This window comes from Chloracidobacterium sp. (assembly GCA_025057975.1).
Lineage (GTDB): Bacteria > Acidobacteriota > Blastocatellia > Chloracidobacteriales > Chloracidobacteriaceae > Chloracidobacterium.
On sequence record JANWUV010000001.1, the window covers coordinates 43,659 to 62,031 of the forward strand.

17 protein-coding genes are annotated in these 18,373 nt (G+C 60.3%); 7 read left to right on the forward strand and 10 right to left on the reverse strand.

Translation table 11 applies throughout. From position 1 onward, the window contains the following. Window positions 1-118: 118 nt before the first annotated feature. The 5 genes from NZ585_00170 to hisS are packed head-to-tail and all read right to left on the reverse strand — an operon-like array spanning window position 119 to window position 6,004. A complete protein-coding gene (locus tag NZ585_00170) occupies window positions 119-730 on the reverse strand; it encodes a DUF4149 domain-containing protein (GenBank protein MCS7078452.1) in 612 nt (203 codons plus the stop codon). Next, window positions 727-2,013 (reverse strand): AI-2E family transporter, encoded by a 1,287-nt coding sequence (locus NZ585_00175; GenBank protein MCS7078453.1) that lies wholly within the window; start codon window positions 2,011-2,013, stop codon window positions 727-729. The genes NZ585_00170 and NZ585_00175 overlap by 4 nt, the downstream gene beginning before the upstream one ends. After that, on the reverse strand, window positions 2,010-2,618 hold the full coding sequence (locus tag NZ585_00180; GenBank protein MCS7078454.1) for a CDP-alcohol phosphatidyltransferase family protein: 609 nt from the start codon (window positions 2,616-2,618) through the stop codon (window positions 2,010-2,012). The genes NZ585_00175 and NZ585_00180 overlap by 4 nt, the downstream gene beginning before the upstream one ends. After that, window positions 2,615-4,651 (reverse strand): cation:proton antiporter, encoded by a 2,037-nt coding sequence (locus NZ585_00185; GenBank protein MCS7078455.1) that lies wholly within the window; start codon window positions 4,649-4,651, stop codon window positions 2,615-2,617. Before NZ585_00185 ends, NZ585_00180 begins: the two co-directional genes overlap by 4 nt. A 45-nt stretch (window positions 4,652-4,696) precedes the next feature. After that, window positions 4,697-6,004 carry a histidine--tRNA ligase gene (gene hisS / locus NZ585_00190; protein MCS7078456.1) on the reverse strand — a complete coding sequence of 436 codons (1,308 nt, stop codon included), beginning with the start codon at window positions 6,002-6,004 and terminating at the stop codon, window positions 4,697-4,699. 71 nt (window positions 6,005-6,075) lie between these two features. Here hisS and pyrR point away from each other — a divergent pair, with 71 nt between their 5' ends. Both pyrR and NZ585_00200 read left to right on the forward strand, forming a co-directional pair. Further along, a complete protein-coding gene (pyrR, locus tag NZ585_00195; protein ID MCS7078457.1) occupies window positions 6,076-6,708 on the forward strand; it encodes a bifunctional pyr operon transcriptional regulator/uracil phosphoribosyltransferase PyrR in 633 nt (210 codons plus the stop codon). Then, window positions 6,705-7,658 carry an aspartate carbamoyltransferase catalytic subunit gene (locus NZ585_00200; GenBank protein MCS7078458.1) on the forward strand — a complete coding sequence of 318 codons (954 nt, stop codon included), beginning with the start codon at window positions 6,705-6,707 and terminating at the stop codon, window positions 7,656-7,658. The genes pyrR and NZ585_00200 overlap by 4 nt, the downstream gene beginning before the upstream one ends. Window positions 7,659-7,830: 172 nt before the next feature. On the opposite strand, the gene NZ585_00205 is transcribed toward NZ585_00200, so the two are convergent. Next, window positions 7,831-8,091, reverse strand: a complete 261-nt coding sequence (locus tag NZ585_00205; GenBank protein MCS7078459.1) for a hypothetical protein — start codon at window positions 8,089-8,091, stop codon at window positions 7,831-7,833. 78 nt (window positions 8,092-8,169) lie between these two features. On the opposite strand from NZ585_00205, the gene mqnB reads away from it, so the two are divergent. Beyond that, window positions 8,170-8,901 carry a futalosine hydrolase gene (mqnB, locus tag NZ585_00210; protein MCS7078460.1) on the forward strand — a complete coding sequence of 244 codons (732 nt, stop codon included), beginning with the start codon at window positions 8,170-8,172 and terminating at the stop codon, window positions 8,899-8,901. Here the strand turns inward: mqnB and NZ585_00215 are convergent. After that, window positions 8,855-9,814: a glycerophosphodiester phosphodiesterase gene (locus NZ585_00215; protein MCS7078461.1), complete on the reverse strand. Its 960-nt coding sequence runs from the start codon at window positions 9,812-9,814 to the stop codon at window positions 8,855-8,857. The genes mqnB and NZ585_00215 overlap by 47 nt on opposite strands. Before the next feature lie 249 nt (window positions 9,815-10,063). On the opposite strand from NZ585_00215, the gene phoU reads away from it, so the two are divergent. The 3 genes from phoU to NZ585_00230 all read left to right on the forward strand — a co-directional run bounded on the left by phoU (window position 10,064) and on the right by NZ585_00230 (window position 12,665). Then, on the forward strand, window positions 10,064-10,756 hold the full coding sequence (gene phoU, locus NZ585_00220) for a phosphate signaling complex protein PhoU (GenBank protein ID MCS7078462.1): 693 nt from the start codon (window positions 10,064-10,066) through the stop codon (window positions 10,754-10,756). 57 nt (window positions 10,757-10,813) lie between these two features. Further along, on the forward strand, window positions 10,814-11,533 hold the full coding sequence (locus NZ585_00225) for a response regulator transcription factor (protein MCS7078463.1): 720 nt from the start codon (window positions 10,814-10,816) through the stop codon (window positions 11,531-11,533). A 64-nt stretch (window positions 11,534-11,597) separates the two neighbouring features. After that, window positions 11,598-12,665 carry an ATP-binding protein gene (locus tag NZ585_00230; GenBank protein ID MCS7078464.1) on the forward strand — a complete coding sequence of 356 codons (1,068 nt, stop codon included), beginning with the start codon at window positions 11,598-11,600 and terminating at the stop codon, window positions 12,663-12,665. A gap of 218 nt (window positions 12,666-12,883) precedes the next feature. On the opposite strand, the gene NZ585_00235 is transcribed toward NZ585_00230, so the two are convergent. Then, window positions 12,884-13,030 carry a hypothetical protein gene (locus NZ585_00235; protein ID MCS7078465.1) on the reverse strand — a complete coding sequence of 49 codons (147 nt, stop codon included), beginning with the start codon at window positions 13,028-13,030 and terminating at the stop codon, window positions 12,884-12,886. Between the two features lie 10 nt (window positions 13,031-13,040). On the opposite strand from NZ585_00235, the gene NZ585_00240 reads away from it, so the two are divergent. Next, complete coding sequence (locus tag NZ585_00240) at window positions 13,041-15,266, forward strand: diguanylate cyclase (protein MCS7078466.1); 2,226 nt, start codon at window positions 13,041-13,043, stop codon at window positions 15,264-15,266. Here NZ585_00240 and xseA read toward each other — a convergent pair. Both xseA and NZ585_00250 read right to left on the reverse strand, forming a co-directional pair. After that, window positions 15,257-16,639 carry an exodeoxyribonuclease VII large subunit gene (gene xseA, locus NZ585_00245; protein ID MCS7078467.1) on the reverse strand — a complete coding sequence of 461 codons (1,383 nt, stop codon included), beginning with the start codon at window positions 16,637-16,639 and terminating at the stop codon, window positions 15,257-15,259. The genes NZ585_00240 and xseA overlap by 10 nt on opposite strands. Window positions 16,640-16,674: 35 nt before the next feature. After that, window positions 16,675-18,237: a sugar transferase gene (locus NZ585_00250; GenBank protein MCS7078468.1), complete on the reverse strand. Its 1,563-nt coding sequence runs from the start codon at window positions 18,235-18,237 to the stop codon at window positions 16,675-16,677. Between the last annotated feature and the right edge of the window lie 136 nt (window positions 18,238-18,373).

The following is an 18,373-nucleotide window of genomic DNA, read 5'->3' on the forward strand; positions in this document are numbered from 1 at the left end:
GTATAAGTTCGCCCCTACAGCTACGGGCTTGGGCGAGTTTGTGACCCGGCGACTGGCTCACAAGAAACACGGTTTTCTTTCAGAGCGGCGCAACAGGCGGAAAGCGCCGGACGACGCCTCATTCGTTTCTACTCGCCCCAGATGACGCCGCCGTGCGCAGCCAAACACGGGACAAAATGACTAGTGCCGCCCCGGCCAAAATGTTGCAGGCCATCAACCAAACCGAATACTGGTGCCATGCGGCGAACGTCAGCCGCACAGGGTCACTTGGCGGGAGTCTTTCGATTTCACCACCCAGTCCGGCGCGCAGCGCAGCTAGCCGTGCTGAAACAACAAACTTCGACACGGCAACGTTGAGCGTCATGACGACCGGCAGCGCTATCAGCAACCACCCTTTCCACGAGTTGAGCCGTCCGCCGCGCAGCCGTTGCGCAATCTGGAGAGCAATCAAGAGCAAGCCGCAGGTCAATCCCCACCATTCCAGCTTTCCTAGAACGCTGTTGACCAGCGACCCGGCCAGCGCGCGCGTCGGCAGAACACCGAAGGCGCTCGGCGCAACGGCTGCGCTGAAAAAGACCATCGCCCCAAACCACAAACCCAACACAAGCGTATGCGCGGCGTCCAATGCGGCATCCAAAACCCTTGCACGCCCAGCACACGCCGTCACACCGGTCGCCGTCGCCGAAGCGCCGGATTTGGCTGTCTCACTCGTCGAAATCATCGGCCTCATGGCGCGGAAGTCACCGTGGCCGCTGGCGCTTCCTGCGCTGTTGACGGCGTGGAAATGTCGGGCAAGCGGTCACCGTCCGACGGCGCTCCGTAGCGATAAAACGCCGATCGCTCGTAATATTCAATCGCTACAACGGTCAGCACCTTCCCAACCGCCAGCGCTGGCACGGTCAGGATGACGCCTAGAATGCCGAGTAGGTGATGCCCAACCAGCAAGCCGACAATCACCAGAAACGGGTGCAAGTCGAGCCGCTCGCCCAAGACAAACGGCGTCAGGTAAAAGCTTTCAACGCTCTGGACGGCGACGTACACGCCGATGAGCAGCGCCAGATGCACCCACGAAGGGTCATCCGCCAATGCCAGCGTACAGGTCAGCAACCCCGCCAAGAACGTCCCAACGTAGGGAACGAGATGGCCAAAGCCGGACAGGAAACCGAGCGACAACGCCGACGGGACGCCCAGCAGACTGAACCCAATGGCGTATAGCACGCTCATCGCGGAGCACACGATCAGTTGCCCACGTACGAAATTCCCCAGCGCTCCGTCAATCTTCACCAAAACACCTGAAACGGTCGCTCGGTGTCGCCAGGGGACTAGTTGCAACAGACGCCGCTCCAGCGCGCCGCCGTCCTTCAGGATGTAGTACACGAAGAAGGGAATGAGCAGGAGATTGATCAGGTTCGTAGCCACGCCGACGGCGTTGGCGAAGGTCGCGCTCAGCCCCGCCAAAAGCGGTTCAATCAACGCCGACGGATCGGCAAGGCGCTCACGCAAATGCCCTTCAACCTGTGCATACTGGATCGGGTAGCGGTGTTTTAGCTCTTCCAGCACCGGCTGGGCGACGGCGACGACTTTCCGATAGCCCGCTGGCAATTTTTGAGCCGCCTGTGTCAGTTGGCGGGCCAAACTCGGTACGATCACGAAAAGAATGATCCCTAGCCCAAAAACGGCGACCGCCATGGCCGCCAGAACATTCAGCGTATGCCGGGTTCGCTCCCGCTGCACCCAGCGCGCCGTCACGCCGTCAAGCCAGTCCACCAACGGCTTGATGAGGTATGCCAGTGCTCCCGAAATGAGGAGCGGAATAACGACCGGCTTGAACAGGTAGGAAAGCCAAGCGGCGACACCCGACAGTAACCCGCCAACCATCAACAGTAACAAGATGAGGATCAGCGACGGCAACCAGCGCGCCCACCGGAGCTGTCGCCAGTGCGCCAGTGGCAGATCGGCTGACGCTTCCCCAGCCGGCGCACCCCCGCTGTTGATTGGTTCCGGTTCAGTCATGACGAGCGTTCCGCCTGACGACGAAAATCACGAACTTCCTGCGCGACAAACCAGATGTAGTGTAGGCCGGAGTACACCGTCATGACAAAAACAACCGCCACACACCACGGCAGCGCCGGATGCAAAAAAGTCACCGACTGCGCCGGCAGGTACATGACAATCAACGTCGCCTGACAAAACGTGCTGATTTTGCCGGGCAACGACGGTTTGAAATCGCGGAAGCCGGTGACATGCGCAATCCCAGCGGCGACGGTGACAATCCCGACATCACGGCCGATGACCACAGCCGCCAGCCACCATGGAATCGGTATGTTGGCTTCCGATGGGATTGCCATGACAATGTAGCTCGACAGCATCAGTAGCTTGTCGGCGATGGGATCAAGCGCCTGCCCAAGCTGACTCTGCGCGTTGAGCTTGCGCGCCAGCCAGCCATCCACGGCGTCGGAAAGACCAGCTGCCGCAAACGCCGCCGTCGCCCACCAGAACCACTCGCGCAGAAAACAGACGACAAAGACGGGGACGAGTAAAATCCGAAACAGCGTAATGACGTTCGGAACAGTAAGAATGTCACGGTAGTGCTCGTTTGACGGCGCGCGCGACTTCACCAAGCGACGCTCCCTCCCAACTGAGCCACACCGGTCGTTAGGCTTTCGATAGCCTTCTCCAACTGCTCCGGCTTGCCGAGCAAAACAAACACATCGCCGGGAGCAGGGATGAAATCCGCGTCGGGATTGACAATGGTTTCCGCGCCGCGCTGAACGGCCACGACCGTCACGCCGAACGTCGGCCGCAGCGCCAACTCGCGCAGCGACCGTCCAACGGCCGGTGAGTCGGCTGGCAAGCGCATGGCGGCTGTTGTGGCGTTCTCAATGAGGGACGCCAACTCGCCGATGAGCGCCTCACGCCCCGGACACTCCGCATCTAGCAGACGGTAGCCCTCACGGCGAATGGTCTCAACCTGCTGTTGGATATACTGACGCGACAGGCCGTACTCGCGCAGAACGCGGGCGAAAATCTCCAGACTCGTCTCAAACTCCTCTGGAATGACTTGATTGACACCCAGCGCGTACAGCCCATTCATTTCCGAAACAAACCGCGTCCGCACAATGATGTGCAGGTCGGGCTTCATTTCGCGCGCTAACGCCGCAATCCGCCGCGTCGCCGTGGCGTCGGAAATGGCGACGACCAGAATCCGCGCAGCTTCAATGCCGGCCGCGTGCAATACCTCGCGGCGCGTCCCGTCGCCGTAGATGATCGGTTCGCCCTGCTTCCGTCCCGCTCGGATGGATTCGATGTTGAGTTCGATGATGCGGTAGGGAATGCTTGCCGCCCGCAACACCCGCGCTAGATTACGCCCGTTGAGGCCGTAGCCGGCAATGATGACGTGGCCGCCAACCGGCGGCAGTCCTTCCGTTGGTGCAACGTCCGGTGCATCGGGCAGGCCGGTGAGGCGGCAAAAACGATAGCCAAGGGCTGGCGCGACGCTAATAAGCAACGGCGTCGCCAACATGGTCACAATCGAAGCCGCCAAGAAGATTTGGTATTCCCTTTGGCTTAGTAGGCTCAACTCCGACCCAGCCTTGAGCAAAACAAACGAAAACTCGCCGACTTGCGCCAGACCAAGCGCCGCCGTGAGCGCAATCCGCGTGGTGTGGCCGAGCGCCTTGATGGCTGCAAACGCCAGCAGCGTTTTCCCGACGACAATCAACGCCACCAATCCGGCGACCGTCACCCATGACGCCGCCAATACATCTAACGCCAGCAGCCTCCCCACCGAGATGAAGAAGATCGCGTTAAAGATGTCGCGGAAGGGCAGAATGTCAGCGACGATCTGATGGCTGTATTCCGACTCCGACAGCACTACCCCGGCGATGAACGCGCCCAGCGCCAGCGATAGTCCGGACTGAGCTGTTAGCCAGGCCGTCCCCAAGCAGGACAGCACAGCAAAACTCACGAAGACTTCCCGACTACGAAGCGTCACCAGCCAGCGCAGCAGAAACGGGAAGACTAGCCGCGCTGTTACGACAATCAGTAAAACAGCAATGGCTGCTTCCGCCAATGTTTTGACCACATCCACCGCTGTCACCTGCCCTTTCCCGGCCAGCAACGGCACGAAGAGCATCATTGGAACGATGCACAAATCTTGGAACAGCAAAATCCCGATGCCGACACGCCCATAAGGCGTATCCGACTCGGCGCGGTCAACGTAGGTTTTGAGAACAATCGCCGTGCTCGACAACGCCACCAAGAAGCCGACAAAGATCGCCGGCAACCAGCCGAAATCGGCCACGTAGTGGGCTGCAACCGCTCCGGCCGCGACGGTGAGGATCACCTGAAGCCCCCCGCCCAGCAGCACGACCCGCTTCATGGCGACAAGCTTTTCCAATGAAAACTCCAGCCCAATTGTGAACAGCAGCAACACGACGCCGATTTCCACCAGCGTTTCTACAGGGCCAGCCTTGCTTGTAGAGTTCCCCTGACCCACTAAGTGCAGAGGCGACGGCGGCCCGATCACAATCCCCGTCAGCATGTAGCCGATGAGCGTCGGCAGCCGCAGCCGCCCGCACACAAACACAATCGGGAGCGAAATCAGCAGAAGGAGAACCAGTTCTCCCAGCAGCGATGCTTCAATGTGCATGGGGAAAAACTATGGAGTAAACGATACTCCCGCCGCGCGCCGGCGCTAGGTTCTGGTTTTGCGGGTGATGTGTTGAAGCCAGTCTTCCGCTGGGACAGTAAGTTGCTCGCTGCGCGTCAGGTCGCGCAGCGTCCACTGTCCGGTCGTCAGTTCCGTTTCGCCAAGAATGAGCGCGAAGCGCGCGCCCAGCTTGTTCGCCAGCCGCAGCGCGCTTTTGAGGCTGCGTGGCGTCACGTCCAGCATCGCCGCCACGCCGGCGCGGCGGGCCTCCCGGACGACACCCACAGCACGGTCAAACGCCGCTTCACCCAGATGGACGACGAACACATCGGGACGCTCTTCGGGCGCCCGGTCTTCCGGCATCGCGAGCACAACGCGGTCAAGACCCAGCGCGAAGCCAAAGCCTTTGGTCGGCGGGCCGCCCAGCGTTTCCACCAGACCATCGTAACGCCCGCCGCCCGCCAGTGCGTTCTGCGCCCCGATGCTCGGCGCATGCGACACGACTTCAAAAACCGTCTTTGTGTAGTAATCTAGCCCGCGCACCAGCCGGGCGTCCACCACGTAGGGGATGCCCGCCGCGTCAAGATAGCGGCGTACGGCGTCGAAGTGCATCCGGCAGTCGTCGTTGAGGAAATCGTAGATGGGCGGTAGTGCGGCAATCAGCGGTTGATCCTGCTCGGCTTTGGAGTCGAGGATGCGCAGCGGGTTTGTGTCAAATCGCCGCCGGGAGTCTTCAGAGAGCGCCTCCAGCCGGTTGGCGAGGGCCTGACGGATGGCGGCGACAAAACGTAGGCGCGTTTCCGCGTCGCCGACAGTGTTGATGCGCAATTCAAGGTCGCTCAGTCCAGCGTCAGCCAAAATGCCCATCGCCAGCTCAATGCCCTCAACATCGAGCACTGGATGATCGCTTGACCCAAGCGTTTCTGCGCCGATTTGGAAAAACTGGCGGTAGCGGCCGCGCTGTCCGCGTTCGCGCCGAAACTGCGGCCCGATGTAATAGAGCCGAACCGTTTCCGCGCGCTTCCACATCTGATGCTGGATGTAGGCGCGCGCCACCGGCGCCGTGCTTTCAGGGCGGAGCGTGAGACTTTCACCTTCGCTGTCATCGCTGGCACGGTCGCGCCACGTGTACATTTCCTTCGTCACGATGTCGGTTTCCGCGCCGACGCCGCGCGCGAACAACTCGGTGCGCTCAAACATCGGCGTACGGATTTCCTGGAATCCATAACGGCGAAACCACTCGCGGGCTATGCTTTCGACAAACTGGAAACGGTGAATGAACGCCGACGCATCGTTGTCAGGCGACAACGCCGCCGGCAGCAGGTCGCGGGTATAGGAAGCAGTGCGAATCATAACCGCAATCTAAATCAGCCGGACGCTGAGACCAACCATTCGCCGTCTTGCTTTCAGACGAGGCAGACGCCATGGTTGAAACAGCGGCTGCGCGCCGGCTCACTTCCGTTTCTGGCTGGATGTCCCTTATGGAGTTCATTGAGAAGGTTCGCCTGATGGACGCCGCCGCCATGCAGCGTGCGCTGGCGCGGATGGCGTCGGAAATTGTGGAACGCAATCGCGGTGCGGAAAACCTTGTCATTGCCGGCATCCGACGGCGCGGCGTACCGCTGGCGGAACGCATCGCTGACGCCATCGAAAAGCTTGAAGGTGTGCGTCCGCAGTTGGGCGTCCTTGACATTACGCTCTACCGCGATGACCTGTCGCTGGTGGCGCCGAAACCGGTCGTCAACGCGACGGCGATGCCAGGGCAGCTTGCGTCCACGACAGTCGTCATTGTGGACGATGTCCTTTACACTGGACGAACGATTCGCGCGGCGCTCGACGCCCTGTTTGATTTGGGGCGTCCGCGCCGCGTCCAGTTGGCGGTGTTGATTGACCGTGGCCACCGCGAAGTGCCGATTCAGGCGGATTTTGTCGGCGAACGGATCCCGACCAAGGCGACGGAGATCGTCAAGGTGATGGTCGCTGAGATTGACGGTGCGGAGCAGGTGCTGATTGTCGAGCCGGCGGCGACGGGCGGCGGTGAGCCAGCGGCGCAATGAAAGACTTCCTCGACACCAGCGATCTGACGCCTGCGCTTGTCACCGAGCTGCTTGATCGGGCTGAGCGCTTTTTGCCCCTAACAGCCGCGCCCGACGCCGTTGACGACCGCCTGCGGGGCAAGCATCTAGTGACGCTGTTTTCAGAAGCGTCCACCCGCACCCGGACATCGTTTGAACTGGCCGCCAAACGGCTTGGTATGAAGGTGGTCAACATCGTCGTTGGGATGTCGAGTCTGGCCAAGGGCGAGACGCTGCGCGACACCATTCTGACACTTGACGCTATGATGCCGGATGTCGTTGTCGTCCGGCATGCTGTGGCGGGTGTGCCGCATTTTATGGCGCGGTTCTCAAAGGCGCACTTTATCAACGCCGGCGACGGCGAGCACGAACATCCAACGCAGGCACTGCTTGACGCCTTCACGCTGCGTCGGCGGTTTGGGCGTTTAGAAGGGCTAGAAATTGCCATTCTAGGTGACATTCGCCACAGCCGCGTAGCGCGGTCAAATGTCCGGCTGCTGGCCATGATGGGCGCGCACGTCCGGCTGGGCGGCCCGCGTACGCTACGGGCGCCCGGCATCGAACGCTTCGCCGACGGCTGGCCTGGTACGGTGCGGGTGACGGACTCCATCCGGGAAGCCCTCACCGACGCTGACGCCGTGATGGTGCTGCGTATTCAGCAGGAGCGGCTTGACGGCGCGTTTTTTCCGTCGCTTGGTGAATACTTCACACACTTCGGCTTAACCCGTGAACGACTGGCTTGGGCCAAGCCTGACGCGCCAGTGCTGCATCCGGGGCCGATTAACCGCGAGGTGGAAATTGCTTCGGATGTCGCCGACGGCGTGCAGTCCCTGATTCAGACGCAAGTGACGCACGGCGTGGCCGTTCGTATGGCTTTGCTGGAGTGGTTGCTTAGTCGGGAAGCGACGCGGCCGCGAGCGAACGTTTCCTAAACCCAACAGCGTGTGGCTGAGGCGGACACAGCGCCTCACAGCGCGTTTTAGGCGCTCGCGCCTCCATTAAACCACTCTCAAGTAAGGCGAGCCGCTTCGGGGCCGGCAGGGCGTCCTTGTGAAAAAGCCGCTCTGCGCCCAAAGCACCCTACACTGCGCTCATAGTGGCGCACTAACAGCCTTCCGCATGCGCTTCGAGGACACGCAGCAGGCGTTGCCGATGCTGAATGACAGCTTGGCGTGCGCGGCGGAACTCCTCCAGCGCCTGCTCATCCGACGACTTGGCGCGTAGCCGACGCAACGCATCGCTCGCCGCCGTCCGCGCCCGGACGACCTCCCGCATCAACCGATCCAGCATTTGCACGGTGGTTTCCCCAAACTGTTCCTCTAGCGCCTTGAGATGTGGATGCTTCCGAGACGTGGCTTTACCCATACGTAAACCTCCCTAGCGAAATGCCGTTGGCGTTTTGGTTTCTCTTGATACTTATTCTCACGCGCGAGGTTGGAAAAAGTGCCCGAAGTTTTCCGGTTTTCTCCTCTGTTGGTCGTTGCGGCGGTTGCGGCGGAAGTCCGGGATGCCTTCCCTACCTGGGCACAACTACCGACGGAAACGCTTCCCATAGGACGGCTGGCGTCACTAGAACCACATGTAAGCATTCTGCTGACGGGCGTCGGTATCATCCGAGCAGCGGCGGCGGCGGCGTACGTGTTGGGACGCCGCCGCTTCGCAGCCCTGCTGCATATCGGCGTCGGCGGCGCGTATCCTGGCGCACCGGTACAGGTCGGTGATCTTGCGACAGCCGCCGGGGAGTGTGATCCCCAGTCCGGCATCATCACGCCCGCTGGCTACCAAGACCTTGGCGGCCTTGGCTTTCCACTGACCGACGCTTTTCCTAATAGCTTGATGTTCAACAGTCCGTGGGCGGACTGGGTGGCGCAACAGGTGGCTCCTGCCCCTCGGCTGCTATTTGCGACAGTCGCCTGCTGCTCGGGAACTGACGCCGCTGCCGCCGCCATGGCTGCCCGCACTACCGCCGCCGTTGAGAATATGGAGGGACTAGCGGTCGCTTGGACGGCGGCGCAGTTCGGCGTTCCGTACGCCGCCTTGCGCGCTATCAGTAACTTCACCGGCGACCGTGAGCGCCAACAGTGGAACTTGCCGGCCGCTTGCGCCGCCTTAGCGCGCGGTCTGAAAGCTATTCTGGACGCTCTTCCCGTGGAAAGCGATCAGGATTGTTCGTGAAAACAGCGTCAACGCCTAGGTTATAGAGAAAGTGCCGCATCTCAGCTTCCACGTCGGGGAAATTGCCGGTGGCGTTTGACTTGAAGGTATAAAGCGTCACGGACAATCCGGCGGCGCGCGCCCAACGCACCACCTCTGGCGTCTTGGCGACAATGTGTTTTGAAGGACCGACACCATCGGCGAAGCGCCGAATCCGCCGCATCCCGTCCGGTGAAATCCAGTCGCCCGGCGCTTCGTCGTCAATCAAAAACACCAGTGGCAACCGGCATCCCAATCGCCGGAGGCGGCGGAGGCTGTCGGCGTCGAAGGACTGAATGACGACCGGCGTCTGTGGGTCAGCGCCGGGACGATCAAGGCCATTGCTTTTGAGGACGTCAAGTAGCGCCTTTGGCATGTCAAATCCCAGTGCGGCGTACCGCGCTGGGTGCTTCATTTCAGGATAAATCCCAGCTTTGCCCCGAACGACATCAATCATCTCCTGGAAGGTCGGGACGCGCTCGCCGGCGAACTGCGGGCCGAACCACGCGCCGGCGTCGAGCCGCTTGATTTCTTCCAACGTAAAATCCGCCACGCGCCAGACTTGACGAGATTGCCCGCCGACGGTCTCGGTGCGTCCGCGGTCAGGATACACCTTCCGGACATTGGTCGTGCGTTCCAGCGTCGCATCGTGCAGGCACACTAACACGCCGTCTTTCGTCAGCTGGAGGTCCGGTTCAACATAATCCGCCCCCTGCTCAAGCGCCAGCCGGTAGGCGGCCAAAGTATGTTCTGGGGCATAAGCGGACGCGCCGCGATGCGCGATATTGATTTTTCGGTTGCGTGGGTACTGTCCGAAACCGGCCGGCGGCGCGGTCGTCAACACCACGCCTACCAGCAGCACAACAGTGACAGTCCGAAAAAATGAAGACGGCACGACGTATTCTCCAAAAATGCGAATCGGCAGTAATAACCGAATAAGTCCCCGTTAGCGTGGCGGAAGCGCCTTCATCGGAATTTACGGCTGTGTTACGTTTATGTAACGGGCGCTCCTTACTCTAGCGGCTGGTAAGTTTTCCGGTCAGCCGCTTTTTGCTTTGTGGCAGCAGCCATGCAGCGCGTCGGCGAGTACGCGAACACATCCCATGTTGGGAGCACTTGGAGCGTCCACAGGAGGTACGAAAAAATGGATACCCTCATACTGGACGCGCGGGTGCAAGGTTTGCGGGATAAGGTGCTGCTTTTAGGTGGGCAGGCCGAAGACGCCCTCTCGCGGGCGCTCGGAGCGCTGATTCGCCGCAATTCCGCCTTGGCTGAGCAGGTGATCCGCGATGACGATACGATTGATTCCGTTGAGTCGGAAATTGATGAGCTGTGCGCCGACTTGCTGATCAAAGCGGCGCAGTTGGGGCCGACGGACTTGCGGTTTGTCATCGGCGTCCTGCGTACGACGCCAATGATTGAGCGTATCGCTGATCACGCCGTCAATATCGCCCGCCACGCGCTGCGCCTCAATGATGAACCGGAACTCAAGCCGTACATTGCACTCCCCCACATGGCGACATTAGTGCAAAAGATGCTGGCTGCGGCGTTAGACGCCCTGACCCAGAGCGACGCCGCCAAGGCGCGGCAGACGATTCGGCGCGACGACGAAGTGAACTTGCTTTACCGCCGAATTTTCGCCGAACTGACGACTTTTATGACCAAGGATTCCAGTACGGTCACGCGCGCCACCGAGCTGTTGTTCGTCATCAAGCATCTTGAACGCATCGCCGACTACGCGACGAACGTATGCGAGCAAGTGGTTTACCTCGCGGAAGGTCGTGCCATCAAGCATACCTCGGACGCATGGCAACATGATGACGATCTCAATGAGTAACGCACACGGCAGGGTGAAGCACGGCGGGCCGTCCACGTTTTTCAAGGAGATTTTTAGATGAAACGCAGCATTGTCATTATTGAGGACGACGCCGACATTGCCCAGTCTATTCGCTACAACCTTGAACAAGAGGGCAGTTTTCAGGTCACGATTACGACGACGGGGGAGGCCGGGCTGCGGACGGTGCTGGAGCATCCGCCGAATCTGATTTTGCTCGATCTCAACCTGCCGCTGATGAACGGCTTTGAAATCTGCCGCCGACTGCGCCGCGAGGAAGCGACGGCGCACGTACCGATCATTATGCTAACGGCGCGCACAGATGAAACCGACAAAATTCACGGGCTGGGCCTTGGCGCGGACGACTATGTGACGAAGCCGTTTAGCGTACGCGAACTGATGGCCCGCATTAACGCCATTCTGCGCCGGACGGAAGGCGGCACATCCTCCGTCTATGATGACGGGACACTGTTTATTGACTACAACCACTTCATTGTCCGGTGTCAGGGGCAGGAAATCAGCCTGACGCGCAAGGAGTTTGCCTTGCTCAAGTTGCTGGCCCAGAGCAAGGGGCGTGTGCTCACGCGCGAGTATCTCTTGGATCGCATCTGGGGGATTGACTACGACGGAGAGACGCGCACGCTCGATGTCCACATCCGGCGGGTGCGCCAGAAGCTCGGCATAGACGGCTACATCGAAACCGCTGTCGGCATCGGCTATCGCTTCGTCGAGGCTGGTAAAGACGCCGCTAAGTCGCCCAAGCCCCCCAAGAAGCGATAAAAACTTATTTTCCGGCGGCCGGTCTGCGCAACGCGCAGATGGTTGTCGGATACCAGATGACCGCATGAGCTTTCGACTCGATCAGTACTCGCAACCCCTCCTTGAAGCGGTGCTTGGTTCGCTGCGGGAAGGCATCATCGTCATTGACCGGCAGACGGAAGTGGTGCTTTACAACCAAGCTGCTGTGGACGTCTTCAACCTCTCGCCGGTGATGACCGGGCCGCTGCGTCTGATTGACATCACCCGCAACAAAGCGATTCACGACGGGTTTCGCCAAGTGCTCGAAGAAGGACGCCCGTTTGACGCCAATCTGGAGATTTTCGGGGTTGAGGAACGCACGTTCAGCTTTCGCGCGACGCCGCTGTTGATGCCCTCGGCGCATGAGGTGGTTGGGGCGATTGGCGTGTTTTTCGATGTTACGCAGTTGGTTCGGCTGGAACGTGTCCGGCGGGAGTTCTTCGCCAATCTGTCGCACGAACTCCGTACGCCGCTGACTTCCATCTTGGCCTACGTTGAAACCCTGCTCAACGGGGCGCTGTACGACAACGAGAACAATCTTCAGTTCTTACGCATCATCAACAAGCACGCGACGCGCATGCAAAACCTCGTGCGCGACATTGCTGACTTATCGGCAATTGAAGCCGGAGAGTTTAAATTGGAGCCCGTCGCCATTGAGCTAAAGGGGTTTGTGGACAACTTGGCGGTACTGGTGACACCGGAAGCCACTGCCCGCCAGGTGACCTTTCGGAACGAGGTAACGCCCGGTGTACAGGTTCAGGCCGACCCACAGGCGCTTGAGCAAATTCTGATGAACCTCATCATCAACGCCGTTAAGTTCAACCGTCCGGGTGGTGAAGTCGTGGTGACGGCCCGCTTTGAAAGCGACGTGCGGACGATGATTTCCGTCCGCGATACGGGCATCGGCATCGAAGCCAAGCACATACCCCGCATCTTTGAACGGCTGTATCGTGTGGATAAGTCGCGGTCGCAGGAGGTCGGCGGGACGGGACTTGGACTGGCGATTGTCAAGCATCTCGTGCTCAATCATGGGGGCGATATTTCAGTGGACAGCACGCCGGGCGTCGGTTCAGAGTTTCGCGTGCGGTTGCCGCGCCCGCCTGTCACGTCATAAGCAGCCATACCAACTGCTTTGCTTCGGCGCGTGTCTCGGCACAGCGCTTTTCGGTATGAGACTTTCTCCCTGGGCGTAGTCAGCCTGCTTCGCTGGCCGCAAGTGGGCTACCGTATGAGGAGGAAGTCGCACCGCTGGCTTCATAGCCTTTTGAGGCGTCGCTGCTGGATCGGCGTCCACACTCAACGTTGGCGCGTGACGCAACGTCTCACTGCCGATTAGCGCGCTCGCCATTCCGGCAAAAGGCTGTACCCAGTCGGCGACTTCACATACACTGTACCCACCACTACATCCACATCCGCCTCACGTTGGTCGCCGTCTATGCCTGCGCCCGCCACCATCCAGATGTCGCGTGCGGAGTTCAAGAAGCAGGTCTTGCTTGTCGCTCCACCGACGCCGATTGGCGCTGATATTGAAGCGGCGCTCCAACGCAGCCGGACGCTCCAACTGACCACAGCCGCCGACGGCACGGCGCTCATCGCGTTGATGTCTGAGTACGAGTTTGATGTTGTTTTGCTAGCGTTGGAGGACGACCCGGTGACGTGGGGGCATCTGGCGTACATTCACCAGGTCAATCCGCAGTTGCCAATTGTGGGGTGCTTGCCGAACGACGACACGGCGTTGGCTGCTAAAGCTAGAGCTGAAGGTGTCACGTTCATTCTGACGCCGCCGCTGACCGGCGACCGTTTGCGCCGCGCGATTGCACGAGTCGAGCGTGTAACGGAAGCCGCCGAGACGCCCCTCTCCCCACAGGCGCTCCACGACATCGCCCTCAAACTGCATGCCCATCTTGACCTAGACGCCTTAGCTCAAACTGCCTTTCACACCCTGTTTCGACTAACGCCCTGTACGACGGGACGGCTGTTCATAACCGTTGAGAGCGGCCTGTTTGGTTATGAAAGTGGGTTGTCGCCTAGCGGCGAGCCGGTAATACAGAAGTTGCCGCTTGAAACTGTCACGACTGACTTAGCGGAACTGCCGGAAGCGTTCGACACGTTGACCTACTTGGACAACAATCGGCTGTACATCCAACTGCGGCGCGACGCGCAGCGCATCGGGGTTGCTGTCCTCGGCTACCCGCGCCGAATCAAGCTGACGAACGTCGAAATCGAGGGGATGAGTTTGCTTGCGCGGCATTTGGCCTACGCCTTTCACAACGCGCTTGAATACCGGCTGATCCAACGTAAGCGGGAACAGGTATTCCTCATCAATGAAGTCACCCGCCAGATGGCCCGCAGTCTCGACCTTGAAACGGTCATCGCCGATATTGTCGAACATTTGCAACGCTACATGGAGTGCGAGGTGGTGGCGATCTATACGCCGTATCTGACCGGGCCGGAAGGTGAGAACTTCCACATTGCCTCGCGGCTTTCCGACCGCACTAGCGTCCGGGCGACCTATCTTCAACGCCCTTCCGGGCTTATCCCCGACGTGCTGGAAGGCGGAGAAACTATCCTCTGTCGTGATCTGCGGCAACTGCCCGAATGGCGCGGACACTCAACGCGCTCCCGCTCCAAGATTGCGACGCCCATCTGGCTCGAAGGCCGCATTGAGGGGGTTCTGGAATTTGAAAGCGTCCGTCCCGGCGCATTTGACGAGGATGATTGCTCAATTGCAGAAGACCTCGCCTTGCAGGTGTCTGTCGCCATCCGCAACACCCGGCTCTACCACAGCGCGCAAGCCGAGCATGAGTATTTGCAGACGGTTCTCGATGTCGCCATTGACACCGCCATCATCTCCACTGACCCAGCTGGGAACATCGTCACGTTTAGTCGCGGCGCGGAAAAAATGTTTGGCTACGACGACAAGGAGGTGGTTGGCTCATCTATTTTGCCGCTCTTCAAGGATTCCAGCGTGGCGGAGAGCATAGCCAGACTCCTAGAAGGCAAGCCCGTTCACTTCGGCGAAACGGATGTGGAGCTTAGGCGGCGCAACGGTGACACCTTCTACGCCAGTCTCTCCGTACACCAACTGCGCGCCAAACGTGGCGAGGGCTTCCTGTTAGTTCTGATGGATGTGACGGAACGCCGCGCCCGGCAAGAACAGCTTCTCAAGCTAAGCATCACCGATGAACTGACCGGGCTGTACAACAAACGCTACTACCAAGACATTCTGCCGCGCGAAATCGCCCGCGCCCAGCGGCGCGACGCCACCTTTGCCCTGTGCTATTTCGACCTGGATGGTTTCAAACGATTCAATGACACGCGCGGACACGTCGCCGGTGACGAACTGCTCCGCTGGGTCGGCGGTCTAGTGCAATCCGTCATTCGGCGGCAAGTGGATTTGCCGTTCCGCTATGGCGGCGACGAGTTTGTGCTGATTTTGCCGGAGACGCCGGCGGAAGCCGCGCGGCGCGTCGGCGAACGGATTTGTCAAGGCGTTTTTGAACGCTTCAACGGCGAGGTGACGGTGAGTTTCGGCATCGTTGAGTACGCCGGCGAATCGGCCGAGGAGCTCACTGTCCGCGCCGACAAGATGATGTACGCCGCCAAGCGCGCCGGCGGCAATCGCGTCACGACCTACACCAGCGGCGAATGGCGCTTCCAAAGCGGCGGCTGGCCCGTTGCGACGACACCGGAAAAACCACTGACCTACGAATAATCGGACGGCGGCGTATCTTCCGAAAGGAGCGTCATGGCCACTGCGCGCCCATATAGCTCGCCGTCCGCCAGCCGAACGTGGAACATTTGCTCCGGCTGAATGTCGGCGACGGAGCGGATGAGTCGCCCGTCGGGATGCCGAACGATAGCGTAGCCACGGGCCAGCACGCGCAACGGCGACAACGCTTCCAATTGCGCCGTGACGTGCGCCAAATGGTGGCGTTCGTGCGCCATCCGTCTCCAACAGGCAGTGGCTAGCTTGTCCGCCAACTCCATCGTCGCTTGACGCCGCGTATGAAAGCGCAGGTCCCAGTTGCAACGGTGCAAGCGGTCGGCGGCTCGCTCCAGCCGCCGCTCGGCCGCCCGTAGCCGTTCCCGCATCGCCGATTGCGCCGCCAGCGCCAGTTCGTCGCACCGCTGCACGGCGTCGCGTAGGCGCGCACGCGCATCTTCGAAAACCGGATGCCGCGCTAGTCGCTCTACGGCGTCCCGCGCTTCCAGCAACCGAATTCGCATTGCGCCGACCAGCGCCGCCGTCCGCGCTTGAAGGTGCGCTAGCAGGTCAGCCCGCCGTGCTGCCACCATTTCCGCCGCCGCCGACGGCGTTGGCGCGCGCACGTCGGCGACGAAATCCGCAATCGTGAAGTCAATCTCGTGACCCACGGCCGAAATGACCGGAATGTTGGACTCGGCAATCGCACGCGCAACCTCTTCGGTGTTAAACGCCCAGAGCGATTCCGCGCTGCCGCCGCCGCGTCCGACAATCAGCACGTCCACCGGAAAGTCCGGGTCGGTATGGCGGCTAAACCAACGGACGCCCGCCGCAATATCAGCGGCGGCCTCCACGCCTTCCACTTGCGCCGGATAGAGCAACACACTCACGCTATCGTTCCGGCGGCGCAGTACGTTGAGAATGTCTTGAATTGCCGCGCCGGTCGGCGAGGTCACCACGCCAATCCGACGTGGAAGCAACGGCAGCGGGCGTTTGCGCTCCGGCGCCAGCAACCCTTCAGCGGCCAGCTTGGCCTTGAGCTGCTCAAACGCCAACTGGTGCGCCCCAACGCCGACCGGCGACATCGCCTCCACCGTCAGCTGGTACTCGCCCTTGGGGGCGTAAACCGTCACACGCCCACGGCACACCACGTACAACCCATTTTGCGGGCGAAACCGAATCCGGTAGTTCGTCCCGCGCCAGCAGGCGCAGCGAATCTGCGCCTGCGCGTCCTTGAGCGTGAAGTACCAGTGACCCGACGTATGGGCGACGAAATTTGAAATTTCACCTTCGACGACGACTTCGCCAAAGTCGCGTTCAAGTCGCCGTCGAATCTGCGCTGTCAGCGCCGAAACGGTCAGGCGCGGGGTTGATTCGAACATCGCCCACATCGAGCGTTCACACTCGCCGGTGGTTTTCAGTAAGTGTTGTCGCCACGGAGGACGACCGGAATCGTCCGCAGCAGAATCTTGATGTCAAGCCACAGTGACCAGTTTTCGATGTAGTAAATATCGAGCCGAACCATTTGTTCGAACGTCAGCCGGTTGCGTCCCGAAACCTGCCACAACCCTGTCACGCCGCCCTTGACGCTGAAGCGCGCCCGGTGCCAGTCCTCGTACTCGGCAACTTCGTAGGGAATCGGCGGACGCGGCCCGACCAAGCTCATTTCACCCTTGAGAACGTTCCACAGGTTCGGCAGCTCGTCGAGGCTGTAACGGCGAATCCACTTCCCGACTTTGGTCAGGCGGGGATCGTTGAACACCTTGCCGTAGAGCGGCTTCCCGCGTGTGCCGCGATTGGCACGCGACGGGTAGCGGATGGTCTCCACCATGAGCCGCCGGTGAATTTCGTCCGTCGCGTCGGCGTACATAGAGCGGAACTTGAGCATTTGGAACGTTCGCCCATCCATGCCGACCCGTTCCTGACGGTAGAAGATCGGCCCTGGCGACTCACGGCGGATGGCGATGGCGATGGCGGCCAGCACCGGCGACAGAACAATCAAGCCCACGCTTGCGCCCACGACATCCAGCGCCCGCTTCAGAAACCGGTTGACGCCCGACAACGGATCGCGGAAAAGCTGGATCATCGGCAGCGAACCCAGTTGTTCAATCTGGGTTTTTTCGGGCAAGCAGTTGAACAGGCTCGGTACGACGCGAAAGTTGAGATGGTGTTTCCGCCCGGCGTTCATCATGGCGTTGAAAATCCGGCGCGGATGAAGTTGCGAGTCGGTGATGAGTACTTCCTTGATGCCGAGCGCGCGGGCCAGTTCCGGCAGGTCGTCAAACGTACCGATAATCGGCACATCTTCAATCATGTCTGGCGTGTCAGGTGTGCGCTCGTCGGTTGTGAGCACGCCAAGCACTTTGTAGCCCAAGCGGGGCGACTCGTTGATTTCGGCGATACACACGCGCGCTTCCTCGCCAATCCCAACCACAAAGGCCGGAATGAGGTCGTAGCCTTCACTGCGTACCCAAGACTGCACTTGGCGCAACAGGATGCGACTAGCAACCACTAGGACCAGTAGGATGGCCCAGTCGCAGACGAAGACGACCCGCGAGAGGAACAACGGCTGGTCGAGCATGCCGCGATGGAAGAAAAACAGCGTCACAAAGCTGTAAATGCAGCCGAGCGAGACGCCTTTGAACGCTGCCAGCAAGTCGTCAGAATAGCGAAACGCCCCGCGTAAACGGTACAGCCCGTAGTGCCGCAGCGTCAGCAGTCGGACGAGGAGCAATGTGGGCAGAAAAGGGACGTAGGGCGTCAAAGTCGGCTCAACCTGCCAGAAGGCCGAGGCAATCCAGATGCCGGCAGCCAACGACCCGGTGGCAGCCGCGGTGTCGAATAGCACCAAGCCGGCGATGACGATGGGAGCAAAGAACTGAGACGTTGTGTCGCCAACCGAAGATAGGAGCGGGCGGACAAAAGAGACGGCGGTCGGCGACGAAGACGACCCAAGCGGTGGTAGTGTTGTTTGTGCCATGCTTTGTTTCAAAAAAGACAAAGGGAACAATCCGAGCAAAACGCAACCCCGGACCGGGGACTGCGCTGGAGTGATTTCATTACTTGCTTGCGGTAATTTCAACCAAATTTTCTTAGAAGCTTGGCTTTCTCATAGA